Here is a 14,838-nt window from a genome sequence, read left to right on the forward strand (position 1 = left end):
TCCGACATCGACTAATCGAGGAGACGGCCATGGCCATCGAGCTCAACCAGATCTGGGACTTCCCCATCAAGGAATTCCACCCGTTCCCGCGGGCACTGATGGGGGTCGGCGCCCACGACATCATCGGCGTCGAGGCGAAGAACCTCGGATTCAAGAGGACCCTGCTCATGACCACCGGCCTGCGCGGCTCGGGCATCATCGAGGAACTGGTCGGCAAGATCGAGTACCAGGGCGTCGAGGTCGTGCTCTACGACAAGGTCGAGTCCAATCCCAAGGACTACAACGTCATGGAGGCGGCCGCGCTCTACCAGAAGGAGAAGTGCGATTCGATCATCTCCGTCGGCGGCGGCTCGAGTCACGACGCCGCCAAGGGCGCCCGGGTGGTGGTCGCGCACGACGGCCGCAACATCAACGAGTTCGAGGGATTCGCGAAGTCCACCAACAAGGAGAACCCACCCCACATCGCCGTATCCACCACGGCCGGTACGGGTTCGGAGACATCGTGGGCGTACGTCATCACCGACACGTCGGACATGAACAACCCGCACAAGTGGGTGGGATTCGACGAGGCGACCATCGTGACCCTCGCGATCGACGACCCGCTGCTGTACTACACCTGCCCCCAGCACTTCACGGCGTACTGCGGATTCGACGTCCTCGCGCACGGCAGTGAGCCGTACGTGTCGCGTCTCGACTTCGCGCCGTCGCTCGGCAACGCGCTGTACTCGGTGGAACTGGTCGCGAAGAACCTGCGGGAGGCCGTGTTCGAGCCGCGCAACCTGAAGGCCCGCGAGGGAATGATGAACGCGCAGTACATCGCCGGCCAGGCATTCAACTCCGGCGGCCTCGGCATCGTGCACTCCATCTCGCACGCGGTCAGCGCGTTCTTCGACAGCCACCACGGACTGAACAACGCCATCGCCCTGCCCCGCGTCTGGGAGTACAACCTGCCGTCGCGGTACGAGCGCTACGCCCAGCTTGCCGGCGCGCTGGGGGTCGACACCCGCAACCTCACCACGGTGCAGGCCGCGGACGCGGCGGTCGAGGCCGCCATCCGACTGGCGAAGGACGTCGGCATTCCCGACAACTTCGGTCAGGTGCGCACCGACTCGTACGAGAAGAACCAGATGAACACGAAGAAGTACGAGGGTCGCGGCGACACCATCCGCGGCGACGAGAAGACCGTGCGGGCCATCTCCGAGCACATCCAGGGCGACTGGTGCACACCGGGCAACCCGCGCGAGGTGACGGTCGAGTCGATGCTCCCCGTGGTCGATCACGCGATCAACAGCGCGTACTGACCGACCGCAGAAGACTCGCGTCCGGGGCGGGCGCCTCACCCCAGCCCGGCCCCGCCCCGGATGCGTTCCCACCACCACACCGCTGACGAAGGACGGACGCCCCGATCATGACTGCACCGCACACAGCCCCGGAACCGGAGGACATCCGCTTCGCCGACGGCGCGGAACTGAAGGAGGCGTTGCGCGAGGTCGACTACATCGCCGACGACGAGTTCGCGGTGGTCGTCCACCTGGCGACCGCGCTCGAGCGCCCGCTGCTGCTGGAGGGGCCTGCCGGCGTCGGCAAGACGGAGCTGGCGAAGTCGCTGGCCGAGGCGTCGGGGCGGAAGCTCGTTCGGCTGCAGTGCTACGAAGGTCTCGACGACAACCGGGCCCTGTACGAGTGGGACTACGCGAAACAGCTTCTGCACGTGCAGATGTTGCGCGACCGCATCGGTGAGAAGATGGCCGCGTTCGACGACGTCGCCGAGGCGTCGCAGTTCCTGGCCGCGCAGGATTTCGGATTGTATTCGGAGAAGTTCCTGTCGGTCCGCCCGCTGCTCGAGGCGATCCTGTCGCCGGAACCGGTGGTCCTGCTCGTCGACGAGGTGGACCGCACCGAGGAGTCGATGGAGGCGCTGCTCCTCGAAGTTCTCGCGGAGGGACAGGTCACCATCCCCGAAGTGGGGACGTTCACCGCGCGGTCGGCGCCGTGGGTGATCCTGACGTCCAACGACACTCGCGAACTGTCGCCCGCACTCAAGCGTCGTTGCCTGCACTACCACCTCGGCTACCCGACACCACAGCGCGAGCGGGACATCGTGACGGCCAAGGCCCCCGAGGTCGAGGAGGCCGTCGCGGCGGATGTGGTGGATCTGGCTCGCACGCTGCGGCAGTTGCCGCTCCGCAAGAGTCCGTCCATCGCGGAGGTCATCGACGCGGCCCGGGCGGCGGTGGTCCTGAAGTCGACGGGAGTGGCGGTGAGTTCGCAGGCCGAGGTCCGCGACATCCTTCTCACCGCCCTGCTGAAATACACCAGCGACGTCGAACTGGTCCGCAACCGGCTCTCCGGCGAACAGCCTGTCCCGGCGGACGTCGAGGAAACCGCTCCGGCCGGGCCGGTGGAGCGGGTGACGGTCGCATCGCGGCCGGCCAACACCACCACGGCCGTCTTCCGCGGGCACGGCGGCCGCGACCGGGGCGGCCTCGGCGCGGGTCGGCAGGGCAGGCGCTGACGATGCTCCGCCCGCAGCCCGACCCCTCCCCGTCCCTGCCCGCGCAACTCCTCGACGTGCTCGCGGCGTCCTTCGGAAAGGTGTTGCGCCGCTACGGTGTCGCCGCGTCCCCGGCCGAGGTCATCGAGGTTCGCCGGGTGTTCGGCCTGATCGGCGGCCGGGACCTGCCCACGCTGAGGGCGTCGCTGCGTGCGGTGTGCGCGAAGTACACGTACGAGCAGGCGGGTTTCGACCGCGCCTTCGACGTGTTCTTCGCATCGGTCGCCGACGCGGCACCCGACGACGTGCGTGCACCGTCCCGGACCGAGTTCGCGGAGGGCCTGCCCTCCGCGCTGGAGGTGGCGGACAACGCGGAGACCGCCCGGTACGCGGAGTACAACGAGCGCGCCGCCGAGGTGGGCGACCACTTCGACACCCCCGAAGCGCAGAAGGGTTTCAACCCCCACAAGGACGACGACGACGTCAGCATGACGTCGAGCGACGCGGATCTGTCCGTCGATTCGGAAGCCGAGTCCGGACGACGCGGTGTCACGTACACGGTGGAGGTCGAGCGGGCGGCGAGCACCGCCGTCGGTGACCTGGCGTCGTCGACGAGCGGTGCCGTCGTCGGATCGTTGTCCTGGGACGATCCGGAGTCGATTCTCGCGTGGCTCGACGCCTACGACCCGAGCACGGTCTACACCGATTCCGATGGGGCCGAACCACTCACCGCGGCCCAGCTGAACCGGCTGGCGGAGGCGGTGGAGGCATTCGTCGGCGCGCTGGCGGACGCCCGCGACCTGACCGCCGGACCCGCAGAAGCACCGGGGACCACGAGCGGATCGGTGTCGGCCACGTCCCGTGCCGAAGTGAATCAGGCGTGCTACGAGGTGCTTCGGCGGATGCGCGGACCGTCGCGTCCCCGCCCGCGCGAACTGGCGCGGGGCCGGCTCGACATGCGCCGGACCGTGCGCGCGAGCCTGCGGACCGAGGGCATACCCTTCCACCTCATGGTGAAGGCGCCCCGCCCGGACCGGGTGCGGGTGCTGATCCTCGCGGACGTGTCGCTGTCGGTGCGGCCCGTCACCGCCTTCACCCTCCGGCTGGCACAGGCCATGCATCGCCGGGCGAGCCGCTGCCAGGTGCTGGCGTTCGTGGACCGGCCCGTCGACGTCACGGACACTCTCCTCGCCGGGGCCGACGACGACGCGCTCGCGTCGGTGCTCGCCGACCCGCGCATCGATCTGGAGGCGAGCAGCGACTACGGCCGGGTGTTCTCCGACGTGCTGACCGAGTTCGGCACCGACGTGAACTCCCGCACCTCGGTGGTCGTCGTCGGCGACGGGCGGTGCAACGGCCTCCCACCGGGTGTCGACGAATTCGCCGAACTGCGTCGCAAAGTGCACCGGCTGGCCTGGATCACCCCGGAACCCGAGCGGTACTGGAACCAGGCGTCGTGCGCGATGCCGGAGTACGCCGAGATCTGCGACCGTGTCGTCGTCGCGCGGGATGCCGCCCAGCTGATGTCCCGCGCCGCCGAGCTGGGGCACGCGTTGCGGTGAAGATCCCGTCTACCTACCCGATCGGGTAGGTACGTACCTGTCCTTCGGTGGGTGTGGGAGCTCGTCCCGGACCGTAGGGTCTAGGTCAGAGTCTTGTAATCTGGATCACATGCACGCAGGTGTCGGGAGGAGTGTCGACTTGTCCGTGTCCTATCCGTCCACCCGCACCACCGCCCCGGGCAGGCTGGTCAAATTCCATGCGCCCGAGATCGTGTTCGGTATCGGATCAATGGTCGAGGCCGCGCACGCGGTACTCCGCCTCGGCGGATCGAGGCCGATGCTCGTCACCGATCCGGGTCTGATCGACGCCGGCTGGGCGACCGAGCTTCAGGATCAGCTGCGCGAGCAGGGCCTCACCCCGGTCGTGTGGAGCGCGTTGACTCCCAACCCCAAGGACCACGAGATCGCGGCCGGGCACGACGCGTATCGCGAGGGTGAATGCGACGTCCTCGTCGCCCTGGGCGGCGGCTCCGTCATCGACGCGACGAAGGGCATCGCGGTACTCGCCGCGAACGGGGGCAACATCCTCGACTACGAGGGAGTCGACCAGGCCACCAGTCCGATCCCGCCGCTGGTGATGGTGCCGTCCACGTCGGGCACAGGCGCCGACGTGTCGCAGTTCTGCATCGTCACGGACACGAAGCGGGGCACCAAGATCACCATCATCGGCCGCGCGCTCGTACCGGACGTGACCGTGATCGACCCCCGGCTGCTGACCACCATGCCGGAATGGCTCAATGCGGCGACCGGCCTGGACGCCCTCACTCACGGCATCGAGGCGTTCGTGTCGCTGGCCCACAACCCGCTCACCGACCACCATGCGCTCCGCGCGGTGGGGCTGGTCACCGACACCCTCGTCCGCACCATCGAGGAGCCGATGGAGATGGAGTCGCGCGCCGTCATGGCGCAGGCGAGTCTCGAAGCCGGCCTCGCGTTCACCAATGCGATCCTCGGTGCCGCCCACGCGATGAGCCATCAGGTCGGGGGACTGCTCGACCTGCCGCACGGAGTCATCAACGGCATCCTTCTCCCGCACGTGATCCGTTTCAACGCCACCGACGACGCCACCCCGTTCGTCGCCATCGCCGCTGCTCTCGGTCTCGAGGAGCGTCGCGGAACACCCGAGGAGGCTGCGCTGGCGGTCGCCGACCGGGTGGAACGCCTCGCCCGCGAGGTCGGAGTTCCGAAAGGTCTGGGCCAGTTGGGGGTTCGCGAAGCCGACCTGTCACGCCTGGCCGAGTTCGCGCTCCGCGACGCCTGCATGTCCACCAACCCGCGCACGGCCACCCAGGAGCAGATGGTGGCGCTGTTCCGGACTGCGCTGTGAGCACATGAACGCCCCGGACCTGTCGACGCTCACCGGACTGCGGTCCGGCAAGCCGACGTTCTACCCCCAATATCGTGGCGCCGCAGAACGTCTCGAACGTGTGGTCCACGCGCTGGAACTCATCTCGCGGGCCCTCGTCCGCACGGTGGAAGGCCCCGAGACCCTCATCTGCGCGGTCGCCGAGGCGGCCCGGGCGCACCTGGACGCGCGATGGGTCGCGTTCGCCCTCGCCGACGGCATGCTGCCCGACGCCGGCCCGCGCCGGCTCGTCCTGGGGCCGGACGCGACGCCGTTCCTCGTCGACAACGTCGAGGGCCCCCCGCTGCCGGACGAGGTCGTGACGTGCCTGGCCGACATCCGGTCCGCGCGCACCGGGGGCGCTCCCGTCATCGACGCGCACCATGCCTTCGTGCCGATCGTCCTCGAGGGTGGCGTCGTGGGAGCCTTCGCGGCCTGGACGGCCGAGCACCGCACGCTCGACACGACCGACGGCGCGGTCCTCAGCATCCTCGCGAGCCAGACCGCCGTGGCTCTGCAGAATTCGGCCTTGTACCAGCGGGGCCAGCTGCTGCTCGGGCGGGCCGAGCACGCGTACTCGGAGGCGCGGCGTACCGCCTCCGATCTCGCGGTGCGCAACGTCGAACTCGAATCCACCCAGCGTCAACTCGGAGCGGCGCACCGGCACCAGGTCCTCGACGAGGAACGACACCGGATCGCGCGCGAACTCCACGACAGCGTCACGCAGGCGGTGCTGTCGGCGGGGATGCAGATCGAGGTGTGCCGGAGCGGTGTCCCGGACGACGAACGCAGCGAGAGGCTCGATCTTGCAAAGGAATTGACGCGCCGCGCCGTGGAGCAGTTGCGCTCGGCCATCTACGCGCTCAATCACTCCGGCGGCTCCGACCGGACGTCCCTGCCCGAGATGCTCGAGCAACTCGGGGTGGTGCACATGCCCGACGAACTCGCGGTCACCGTCCGCGTCGGCGGCACCCCCGCCGAGCTGTCCAGCGACCGGGAACACGCGCTGCTGAGGATCGCCGGCGAGGCGCTGTTCAACGCGGCGGTCCACGCCAACGCGACGCGCGCCGTCCTGCGGCTCACGTATTCGGCAGATTCGGTGCTGCTCTCCGTCGCCGACGACGGAGACGGAGACCCCAAGCGGATGCGCCTGATGCTGCGGATGGCGGCGAACAACGACCTCGACGGCCACCACCGCGGGTTGGCGAACATGCAGGCCCGGGCAGCCGAATTGGGCGGCACTCTCGAAGTGGCGCGGGCCAGGATCGGCGGAGTCCGGGTGGCTGCCCGGATCCCGTTACATTCCGACAGTGAGGTGGACCGATGACCATACGAACCTCGGTGCGTGACCAGGCCGGGTCCGCCCGCCCCACCTCGGTCGTGAAGCTCGTGCTCGTCGACGACCACGCGATTCTCCGCCAGGGACTGCGATCGGTCCTCGAGCGGGAGCCGGATCTCGAGGTGGTCGGGGAGGCGTCGTCCATGCAGGAGGCGCTGGCCGTCGTCGGTGACGTCGCGCCCGATGTCGTGCTGATGGACTTGAAACTGTCGGCGGCCTCCGATTACGAGGGGCTGGCACTGTGCGCGCAGCTGTCCGCCGCGGACGGCAAGATGGGTCTGCTCGTGCTCACGACGTTTCTCGACGAGCAACTCGTCGTGCGCGCCATCCACGCCGGCGCCCGCGGATACGTGGTCAAGGACGTCGACACCACCGAACTGGTGCGCGCCATCCGCGCCGTGTCCCGCGGCGAGAGCGCGTTCGATTCACGCAGCGCGTCGGCCGTGATCCGCTCGCTCAACGGGCAGACGACGCCGCGGGACGGGCTCACCGAGCGTGAACTCGAGGTCTTGCAACTCCTGGCCAAGGGTCTGTCGAACGCGAAAATCGGTGAGCGGCTGTTCATTTCGGCTACGACGGTGAAATTTCACGTCAGCAACATCATGCGCAAACTCGACGTCGGCCGCCGCGCGGAGGCCGTGTACGAGGCGGGCAAACTCGGTCTGATCTGATCCGGCCCCGTCGCGGCCGGGGCCGCGGAACCCGTCGTGGCCACCCGCGAACCAGCGTAGCGTCCCCATCATGGCTGCGATCTCGGTGGAGAATCTCGTCAAGACGTTCGGGCCGACCCGCGCACTCGACGGCCTCGACCTCGAGGTGGGGACGGGGGAGGTGCACGGATTCCTCGGCCCCAACGGGTCCGGCAAGTCGACAACCATCAGGGTACTGCTCGGCCTGCTGCGCGCGGATTCGGGTAAAGCCCGCCTCCTGGGTGGTGACCCGTGGCGCGACTCGGTGTCGCTGCACCGGCGGCTCGCCTACGTTCCCGGTGAGGTGAACCTGTGGCCCAATCTCACCGGCGGTGAGGCGATCGACCTCCTCGCGGGGTTGCGCGGCGGGCTGGACGAGCCGCGGCGCGCGGAACTCCTCGAGCGGTTCGAACTCGATCCGACGAAGAAGGCGCGCACGTACTCGAAGGGCAACCGGCAGAAGGTCGCACTGGTTGCCGCGTTCGCGTCGGACGTCGAACTGTACGTGCTCGACGAACCCACATCCGGGCTGGATCCGTTGATGGAGTCGGTGTTCCAGGACTGCGTCGAGGAGATGTCCGACGCGGGGAAGACGGTCCTGCTGTCGAGTCACATCCTCGCGGAGGTCGAGGCGCTGTGCGATCGGGTGAGCATCATTCGTGAGGGCCGGACGGTGGAGACTGGCACCCTCGCGGAACTGCGTCACCTCACGCGCACGTCGATCACCGCCGACACACAGCGGCCGGTGACCGGACTCGACGCCGTCGAGGGGGTCTACGACGTGCGAGTCGACGGCCTGCACACCCGGTGCGAGGTGGACACCAGCGCGATCGACGGGGTGCTGCGCCATCTGCTGACGTTCGGGATCACGTCGTTGACGTCGACGCCCCCGACACTGGAAGAGCTGTTCCTCCGGCACTACGGGGACGAACTGGCCCGGGAGGGCGAGAACCACCGGCGGGCCGAGTCCGGGACGCGGACGCCATGAGCACGGTGACGGCGCCGGCGACGGCGGGCCGCGGCCAGTATGCGGGGACCGCCCGGCTCGTGCGGCTCGCCCTGCGCCGCGACCGAATCCAATTGCCGGTGTGGCTGCTCGCTCTCGCCGCGCTGCAGGCATTCTCGGCGTCGAGCGTGCTCGGCCTGTATCCCACGGAGCCCGACCTGCGCAGTTTCGCGATGGCCACCGCGGCGTCGCCGGTCGCGCTGGCCACCAACGGTCTCGTGTCGGGGTACAGCGCCGGCGCCGTGCTCGCCTGTCAGATCGTCATGCCCCTGTCGCTGGCCGCCGGCCTGATGACCACCTTGCTGGTCGTGCGGCACACCCGCCAGAACGAGGAGACCGGCCGCGCCGAACTCGTCGAGGCCGCCGTGGTGGGCAGGAAGGCACTGCTCACCGCGGCCCTGGTGGTCGCGGTCGGAGCGAACCTCGCTCTCGGACTGCTCAACGTCGTGGTGCTGGTGGCGGCGGGTCTGCCACTGGATGGGTCGGTGGCGCTCGGCGCGGCCGTCGCCGGTGCCGGTATCGCGTTCGCGGCGATCGCCGCGGTGACTGCGCAGGTGACGGACAGTGCCCGCACCGCGAACGGACTCGCCGGGGCCGCCCTGGGCGTGGCATTCCTGTTGCGTGCGGTGGGGGACATGACGGGGACCGTGACGGACAACGGCACGCGGGTGGTGAGTGGCTGGCCGACGTGGGTGTCGCCGATCGGCTGGGCCGAGCAGGTCCGTCCGTACGACGACAACGCCTGGTGGGTGCTGGCGTTGCCCGCCGTGTTCGCACTCGCGGTCGGCTCGGTCGGCTTCGCCCTCACGGAGCACCGGGACATCGGCTCCGGGCTCGTGCCGACCCGCCCGGGCCCCGCCCGCGCATCCCGTTCGCTGCCGACGGCGGTCGGATCGGCGTGGCGGATGCAACGGACGATCCTGTTCTGGTGGGCATTCGGAATCGTCGTCCTCGCCGTGGTGTACGGCGCGATCGCAGACCAGATCGACGACTTCCTCGGCGAGGGCGAGCAGGTGGCCGACATGATGGAACAGCTCGGTGGCGGCACGACGAACATGGTCGACGCCTACTTCGCCGCCATCTTCGGCATGATGGCGATCGCGGTTGCGGGCTACGCCGTACAGGCTTTACTGCGGATGCGCGGTGAGGAATCGGCGGGGCGACTCGAACCCGTTCTCGCGACAGCGGTCTCGCGTCCTCGGTGGATGCTGGCGCACATCGGCCTGGTCACCGCCGGCATCGTCGTCCTGCAGGCGCTGACCGGGGCGGCGACCGGTCTCGCGTACGGTCTGGTGACCGACGGCGTGCCGGGAAAGGTCGTGAACCTCACGGGGGCCGCCCTCGTCTTCGTACCGGCGATCGGGGTGGTCGCGGCATTGGCGGTGTTGGCGTTCGGCGGCGTTCCCGCCTGGGCGGCCGGGCTCTCCTGGGGTGCGCTCGCGGGTTGCCTGATCTTCGGATTCCTCGGATCACTGCTCGGGCTGCCTCGCGCGGTCCGCGATCTGTCGCCGTTCACACACGTCCCTCCTGTTCCCGCCACGGAGGTGACGGCCACTCCGCTGGTCTGGCTGGCGGTGATCGCCGTCGTCGTGGGTGCGCTCGGAGTCGTGCTGTTCCGTCGGCGCGACCTCACGAATTCGTAGCGGCACAGGGAGGCTGGGTCGACGGTCGGCGCCGCAGGTCGGTGTCCAGCATGCGGATCAACTCGCCGACCCGTCCACCGCCACCCGGTGCCGCCGGAAAGCGTTCGAGCACGTCGACAACGACCGGTGTCGCACGATGCACAGCTTGTTCGACGTGTCCGGCACCGACGGTCCGGTCGTCACCGGCGACGAGCTCGGCCGCTCTGGCCGCGTGAGCGCCCGCCCCGAGAATGTGTTTGACCTGGGTGGACTTGGGCAACGGATGCAAATAGGCGGCGCCTGCCGCAGACATCGCAGCCCACGCTGCGTCGCGCGCAGCCGCAGTGTCCGTGCCCTTGGCTGCCTCGAGCGCCGCCCACGCTGTGTCGCGCAGAGATTTCCCACGCTCACCACCCCGCGCGAACTCCCACGCAGCAGTGATCGCGGCGCGGGGCCGCGAGTCGTGCGGCTGATCGGCCTCGAATACCGCGAGCACCACCTCCGCACATGCCGCGGCGAACGCGACGACCTCACGAAGTTCATGCTTGCTCAGAACGATCTCGCTTGCTTCCCCTGCCATGGTTCCATTTTCGACCAACGGGGTAATATTTCCGCGCCTTGCTCGTCGCTCGGGCCGCTGCCGCGGAAGGTTTCAGCAGATCCGACACGCCGGCCGCTCGGAGGTGATTATCATGCCCAGCATGGGGTGGACTGTCGATCTCCGCGGCCGGTTGGACGAATTACTCGACGGTTACCGGGCCGCTCTGCGCGGCAGTCTGGACGACCTGGACGACGAGCAGGCGCGTCGGCGTCTGGTGCGTTCGAAGACGACGCTGCTCGGATTGGTCAAACACGTCACCTACGTCGAGGGCGTGTGGTTCGACCAGGCTGTGACCGGTCGCTCGTACCGGGAGATCGGCATCGTGAGCACCCCGGACCAGTCGTTCACCCTCGCCCGGGCCGACACCATCGCATCCGTGCTCGACGCCCACGCCGAACGCTGTGACGCCTCCCGGCGGACCATGGCCGCCCTGGCGCTCGACGACACAGTCGACGGCCGGGGCGAGCGCACCGTGTGGGCGCTGTACCTGCAGGTCCTGCGTGAACTCGCCCAGCACGCCGGTCACGCCGACATCCTGCGCGAGCAGATCCTCGCCGGCCACACTCCTTGATCGCTGATGGTCGTGCGCCCTACTGGGGGCGGATCGGAGTGCAGGCGACACTGACGTAGGTGACGATCCCCTCCTGCAGCCCGCAGGTAGTGAAGGCGCCCGTCGAGACGCCGACCTCCCACCACGGGGCACCGATCCCCCCGACACACGATCCGGTCGACGGTGTCCCGGTCGGTACCCACAGGCCATCGCGGCGATAGCCCTGAATCCACGGAATGTGCGTGACCCCGCCGGGTCCGGGTATCGCCCGTGGCGGCAGGCCGAAGCACTCGACGGTCCCGATGTGGACTGCGGTCCTGCCGGCGGGCACGTCGTACGCCGTGCAGTGCGAGGTGCCCGATGTGGGTGTGGTGCCGGTGTGACAGTCGGCCGAGGGTTCGGCCTGGGCGGGTACGGCGGCCAAGGCGACGACCGCGGCGGCAAGGGCGGACGATGCGGCCGCTCCGGCGAGGAACCTGCGGATCCTGTGGGTCATCGGATACTCCTTCGGGTCCGGCGGCCCCGCCTGACGATCGGGTCCGTATGTTGCTTCTGTCGCTGCGGCATCGGTTTTCGTTAGCTGAACCTTCGTGGTGCCGACTGTGAGCGCCGACCGAGGCGAAGGGATCGAGGTTGTGGCGGACCCACCGGAGGAGGCGTCGGGGGATTGTCGAACGCGCCTGTGCGGCGGACCTGTGGGAGCCGTCCGTCTATTGCTCGGGTCGGGTTCCGTTGCTAGAATCGAACAAAGTTTCGAACGACCTTGGGGGAGGTTGGTCGTGGGGGCTCTGGTTGCAGCGGATGTGGACGAGTTGCGGGCGTTCACGGCGCGGCTGCGGGTGGTTTCCGCGGGTGGGGACGCGGGGTTGGGGATCGAGTGGCTCGATGCGATCGAGGCGTTGAAGTCGGTCGGGTGTGCGGTGCAGGCGGTGATCGCCGACGGCGTCGCGACGAGTGTCCGTGTGGACCGCAGGGCTCGGGGTTGCCGCGGGCGGAGTGGGACCGGGGTATCGCGTCGCAGATTGCGTTGGCGCGCCGGGAGTCTCCGAACCGTGGCGGTCGGCATCTGGGTTTCGCGCGGGCTCTGGTGCACGAGATGCCGCACACCCTGGCCCTGCTGCGGACCGGGCGGTTGAACGAATGGCGGGCGACGTTGTTGGTGCGGGAAACGGCGTGCCTGTCGGCGGCCGATCGGGGAATCGTGGACCGCCGGTTGTGCTCGGATCCGGCCATTCTCGACGGGGTCGGCGATCGTGGTCTGATCGCGCGGGCGAAGGCGTTGGCGGTGGAACTCGACGCCGCAGCGGTCGTGGCCCGGCACCGCAAGGCTGTGTCCGAGCGTCGGGTCACGACACGCCCCGCGCCGGATTCGATGGCGTATCTGAGTGTGTTGAGGCCGGTGGAGCAGGCGGTGTGTTTGCAGGCCACGCTGGGTCGGGATGCGGATAGTCTGATCGCCACCGGCGACAGTGGTGGCCGGACTCGCAATCAGCTGATGGCGGATCTGTTGTTCGACCGCGGCACCGGGCAGACCGCTGCTGGTGGTGTTCCGGCGGCGGTGAATCTGGTGCTCTCGGACGAGACGTTGCTGGCCGGCGGGCACGGGGCCGCGCGGTTCCACGGGTTCGGGCCGGTGCCGGCCGGAATCGCCCGGCTGCTGGTGGCCGACGCCGTCGATCGTGACACCGAGACATCGCTACAGCGGGTGTATTCGTGCCCGCAGTCGGGGGCGTTGACGGCGATGGAATCACAGTCCCGCACGTTCCCGAAAAGCCTGCGAAAGCTGATCGACCTGCGGGATCGCACATGTCGTACGCCGTGGTGTGATGCACCGATCCGGCATCACGACCACATCCGCTCCCGCCGACAGCACGGGGCGACCAGCGTGCACAACGGGTCCGGACTGTGCGAGGCCTGCAATTACGCGAAGGAAGCAGCAGGGTGGACGGCCCGACCGGTGCACAACCCCGGCCGGACCCACCTCATCGACCTCGGCACCCCGACCGGGCACCACTACCGATCAACCGCGCCGCCGCTCCCGACCTCGGCGCATCTGTGGGCGTCGTGAGGTGGTCAGCAGTCGATGACGAGCCATCCGCCGTGGTGTTCGAACACCTCGAAGGGGCGTCCCGTCGATTCGCCGAGCTTCGTGAGCGACGGGGTGTCGAAGGTGCGGATGTGTCCGTGGCAGGCCGTTGCCTCGTCCTCGTAGGGGACGGCGACGACAACTCGGTCGCGGGCAACGCGGAGGGCCTCGGATATCACTGCGGCCCCGATGTTTTCGTCGACATGTTCGAGGAGGTGGATTGCGGTGACGGTGTCGGCGCTGTCGTCGGGAACCGGCACGCGCGCGGCGTCGCACACGAGGGTGCGCAGATCGAGGCCGAGTTCCGGTGCCACGGCGTCGAGGAGGGTCATGGTGCCGGGCAGGATGTCGGTCGCCGTGACGGACCGGCCGGCGCGGGCGAGTCGGAGGGGAAGGAATCCGAAGCACGACCCGAGGTCGAGGACGGAGCCATGGACCAGTTGTTCTGCCTTCTCGTGGATCGGTGCGAAGTCGGCGGTGCCGTCGAGCAGTTCGTTCAGGGAGTTGCGGTAGTAGACGGTCCACGCTTCGATCGCGCCGTCGACGGTGGAGCGGACCAGTCCGACCATGGTCGATTCGAATTCGTCCTGACCGAAGTCGGCGTCCTTGATGGACGTGGTAACCGAGGCGACGAGTCGTTCGCTCAGATCTTCGGGTGTCAGGGCGTGCGTCACCCGCAGCTGCTCGCCGTCACGGGTGAGTGTGATCTGCCCGGCTGCGACCCGCTCCACCGTGACGTGACCATGTGACCACAGTCCGGATTCGCACGGTGCGAGAGAGTCGAACGCGGGTGTGTCGAGAGTGGAAGTCATTCGAGGCAACCTTGCCGAGAGGTGATGGCGGGAGTGGGTCAGGTTCGGGAGTCGGGCTCGCCGAGGGAACTCAGCCCATCGTAGAGCGATTGCATTCCGCTGGCGAGTAGTTCGTTCAGTTCGAGCGAATCGTCGTCGAGCCACTGCTCGTACGCCGACATCGCAACGCCGAGTAGAAGATAACCGACTGTCCGCGGAACATGGTCGGTAGGTGAGGTTCCGAGCCGGCTCGCGACGTACTCGGCGATGACGTTGCGCCACCCTTCGTACATGACCACCGAATACGCCTGCAGGGCCGGGACTCGCAGGATCAGCCCCATGCGCTTGCGGTGGTTGATTTCCTCGCTCGCGGGGAACGCGTTGAACTGCAGGAGTGCTGCGGTGAGTCCGTCGACGATAGGAATGTCGTCGGGTTGCGCTGCGAGTTGGGCGCGCATTTCGGCGAGGTGAGCGTCGAAGTCACCCCACGGGATCGCGTTCTTGGACGGGAAGTAGCGGAAGAGGGTGCGCCGGGCGATGCCGGACGCTTCGGCGACTTCGTCGACGCTGGTGGCGTCGAACCCCTGTTCCGTGAACAGTTCGATCCCGACGGTACTGATCCGATCCTGCGTCGTGGACGGGCGTCGCCCTATCCGACTGGATGGTTTTCGACGACTTCTCAATTTTTCGTCCCCTCCCGATCTGTCATTCTGCACTCGATGCCATTACAGTGGTGAGGCGAGTCACAGGGAC

General features: G+C 68.4%; 13 protein-coding genes and 1 pseudogene. 10 read left to right on the forward strand and 4 right to left on the reverse strand.

The features are described from left to right. The first annotated feature begins 29 nt into the window (after nt 1–29). The 8 genes from mdo (at nt 30) to FND50_RS12820 (ending at nt 10,078) form a co-directional block, all read left to right on the forward strand. Nucleotides 30–1,301 carry an NDMA-dependent methanol dehydrogenase gene (gene mdo / locus FND50_RS12785; protein ID WP_015889849.1) on the forward strand — a complete coding sequence of 424 codons (1,272 nt, stop codon included), beginning with the start codon at nt 30–32 and terminating at the stop codon, nt 1,299–1,301. 107 nt (nt 1,302–1,408) lie between these two features. Continuing rightward, nucleotides 1,409–2,515, forward strand: a complete 1,107-nt coding sequence (locus FND50_RS12790) for a MadB family AAA-type ATPase (protein WP_144286014.1) — start codon at nt 1,409–1,411, stop codon at nt 2,513–2,515. A 2-nt stretch (nt 2,516–2,517) separates the two neighbouring features. After that, nucleotides 2,518–4,056 (forward strand): MadC family VWA domain-containing protein, encoded by a 1,539-nt coding sequence (locus FND50_RS12795; protein ID WP_144286015.1) that lies wholly within the window; start codon nt 2,518–2,520, stop codon nt 4,054–4,056. Nucleotides 4,057–4,195: 139 nt separating this feature from the next. Next, the gene (locus FND50_RS12800) at nt 4,196–5,383 is read left to right on the forward strand and encodes an iron-containing alcohol dehydrogenase (RefSeq protein ID WP_313905314.1); all 1,188 of its coding nucleotides are present in this window, start codon (nt 4,196–4,198) and stop codon (nt 5,381–5,383) included. A gap of 4 nt (nt 5,384–5,387) precedes the next feature. Next, nucleotides 5,388–6,728, forward strand: coding sequence for a MadS family sensor histidine kinase (locus FND50_RS12805; protein WP_144286017.1), 1,341 nt, complete (start codon nt 5,388–5,390; stop codon nt 6,726–6,728). Next, complete coding sequence (locus FND50_RS12810; RefSeq protein ID WP_005253789.1) at nt 6,725–7,411, forward strand: MadR family response regulator transcription factor; 687 nt, start codon at nt 6,725–6,727, stop codon at nt 7,409–7,411. The genes FND50_RS12805 and FND50_RS12810 overlap by 4 nt, the downstream gene beginning before the upstream one ends. A gap of 70 nt (nt 7,412–7,481) precedes the next feature. Then, nucleotides 7,482–8,417, forward strand: a complete 936-nt coding sequence (locus tag FND50_RS12815) for an ABC transporter ATP-binding protein (RefSeq protein WP_054245409.1) — start codon at nt 7,482–7,484, stop codon at nt 8,415–8,417. Next, on the forward strand, nt 8,414–10,078 hold the full coding sequence (locus tag FND50_RS12820; protein WP_144286018.1) for an ABC transporter permease: 1,665 nt from the start codon (nt 8,414–8,416) through the stop codon (nt 10,076–10,078). The genes FND50_RS12815 and FND50_RS12820 overlap by 4 nt, the downstream gene beginning before the upstream one ends. Here FND50_RS12820 and FND50_RS12825 read toward each other — a convergent pair. After that, entirely contained in the window at nt 10,065–10,637 is a 573-nt protein-coding gene (locus tag FND50_RS12825) for a putative immunity protein (RefSeq protein ID WP_144286019.1), read from the reverse strand. The two genes, FND50_RS12820 and FND50_RS12825, sit on opposite strands and share 14 nt — an antisense overlap. A 121-nt stretch (nt 10,638–10,758) precedes the next feature. Here FND50_RS12825 and FND50_RS12830 point away from each other — a divergent pair, with 121 nt between their 5' ends. Beyond that, nucleotides 10,759–11,229, forward strand: a complete 471-nt coding sequence (locus FND50_RS12830) for a DinB family protein (RefSeq protein WP_260850976.1) — start codon at nt 10,759–10,761, stop codon at nt 11,227–11,229. A gap of 19 nt (nt 11,230–11,248) precedes the next feature. On the opposite strand, the gene FND50_RS12835 is transcribed toward FND50_RS12830, so the two are convergent. Beyond that, nucleotides 11,249–11,704: a hypothetical protein gene (locus FND50_RS12835; protein ID WP_144286021.1), complete on the reverse strand. Its 456-nt coding sequence runs from the start codon at nt 11,702–11,704 to the stop codon at nt 11,249–11,251. Between the two features lie 283 nt (nt 11,705–11,987). Here FND50_RS12835 and FND50_RS12840 point away from each other — a divergent pair. Next, a pseudogene (locus tag FND50_RS12840) lies at nt 11,988–13,276 on the forward strand (HNH endonuclease). Between the two features lie 5 nt (nt 13,277–13,281). Here FND50_RS12840 and mftM read toward each other — a convergent pair. Then, nucleotides 13,282–14,106, reverse strand: a complete 825-nt coding sequence (gene mftM / locus FND50_RS12845) for a mycofactocin oligosaccharide methyltransferase MftM (RefSeq protein ID WP_144286022.1) — start codon at nt 14,104–14,106, stop codon at nt 13,282–13,284. Nucleotides 14,107–14,144: 38 nt separating this feature from the next. Further along, nucleotides 14,145–14,768 (reverse strand): mycofactocin system transcriptional regulator, encoded by a 624-nt coding sequence (mftR, locus tag FND50_RS12850; RefSeq protein ID WP_005253797.1) that lies wholly within the window; start codon nt 14,766–14,768, stop codon nt 14,145–14,147. Between the last annotated feature and the right edge of the window lie 70 nt (nt 14,769–14,838).

Source organism: Rhodococcus sp. WB9 (genome assembly GCF_007558985.1).
GTDB lineage: Bacteria > Actinomycetota > Actinomycetes > Mycobacteriales > Mycobacteriaceae > Rhodococcus_F > Rhodococcus_F opacus.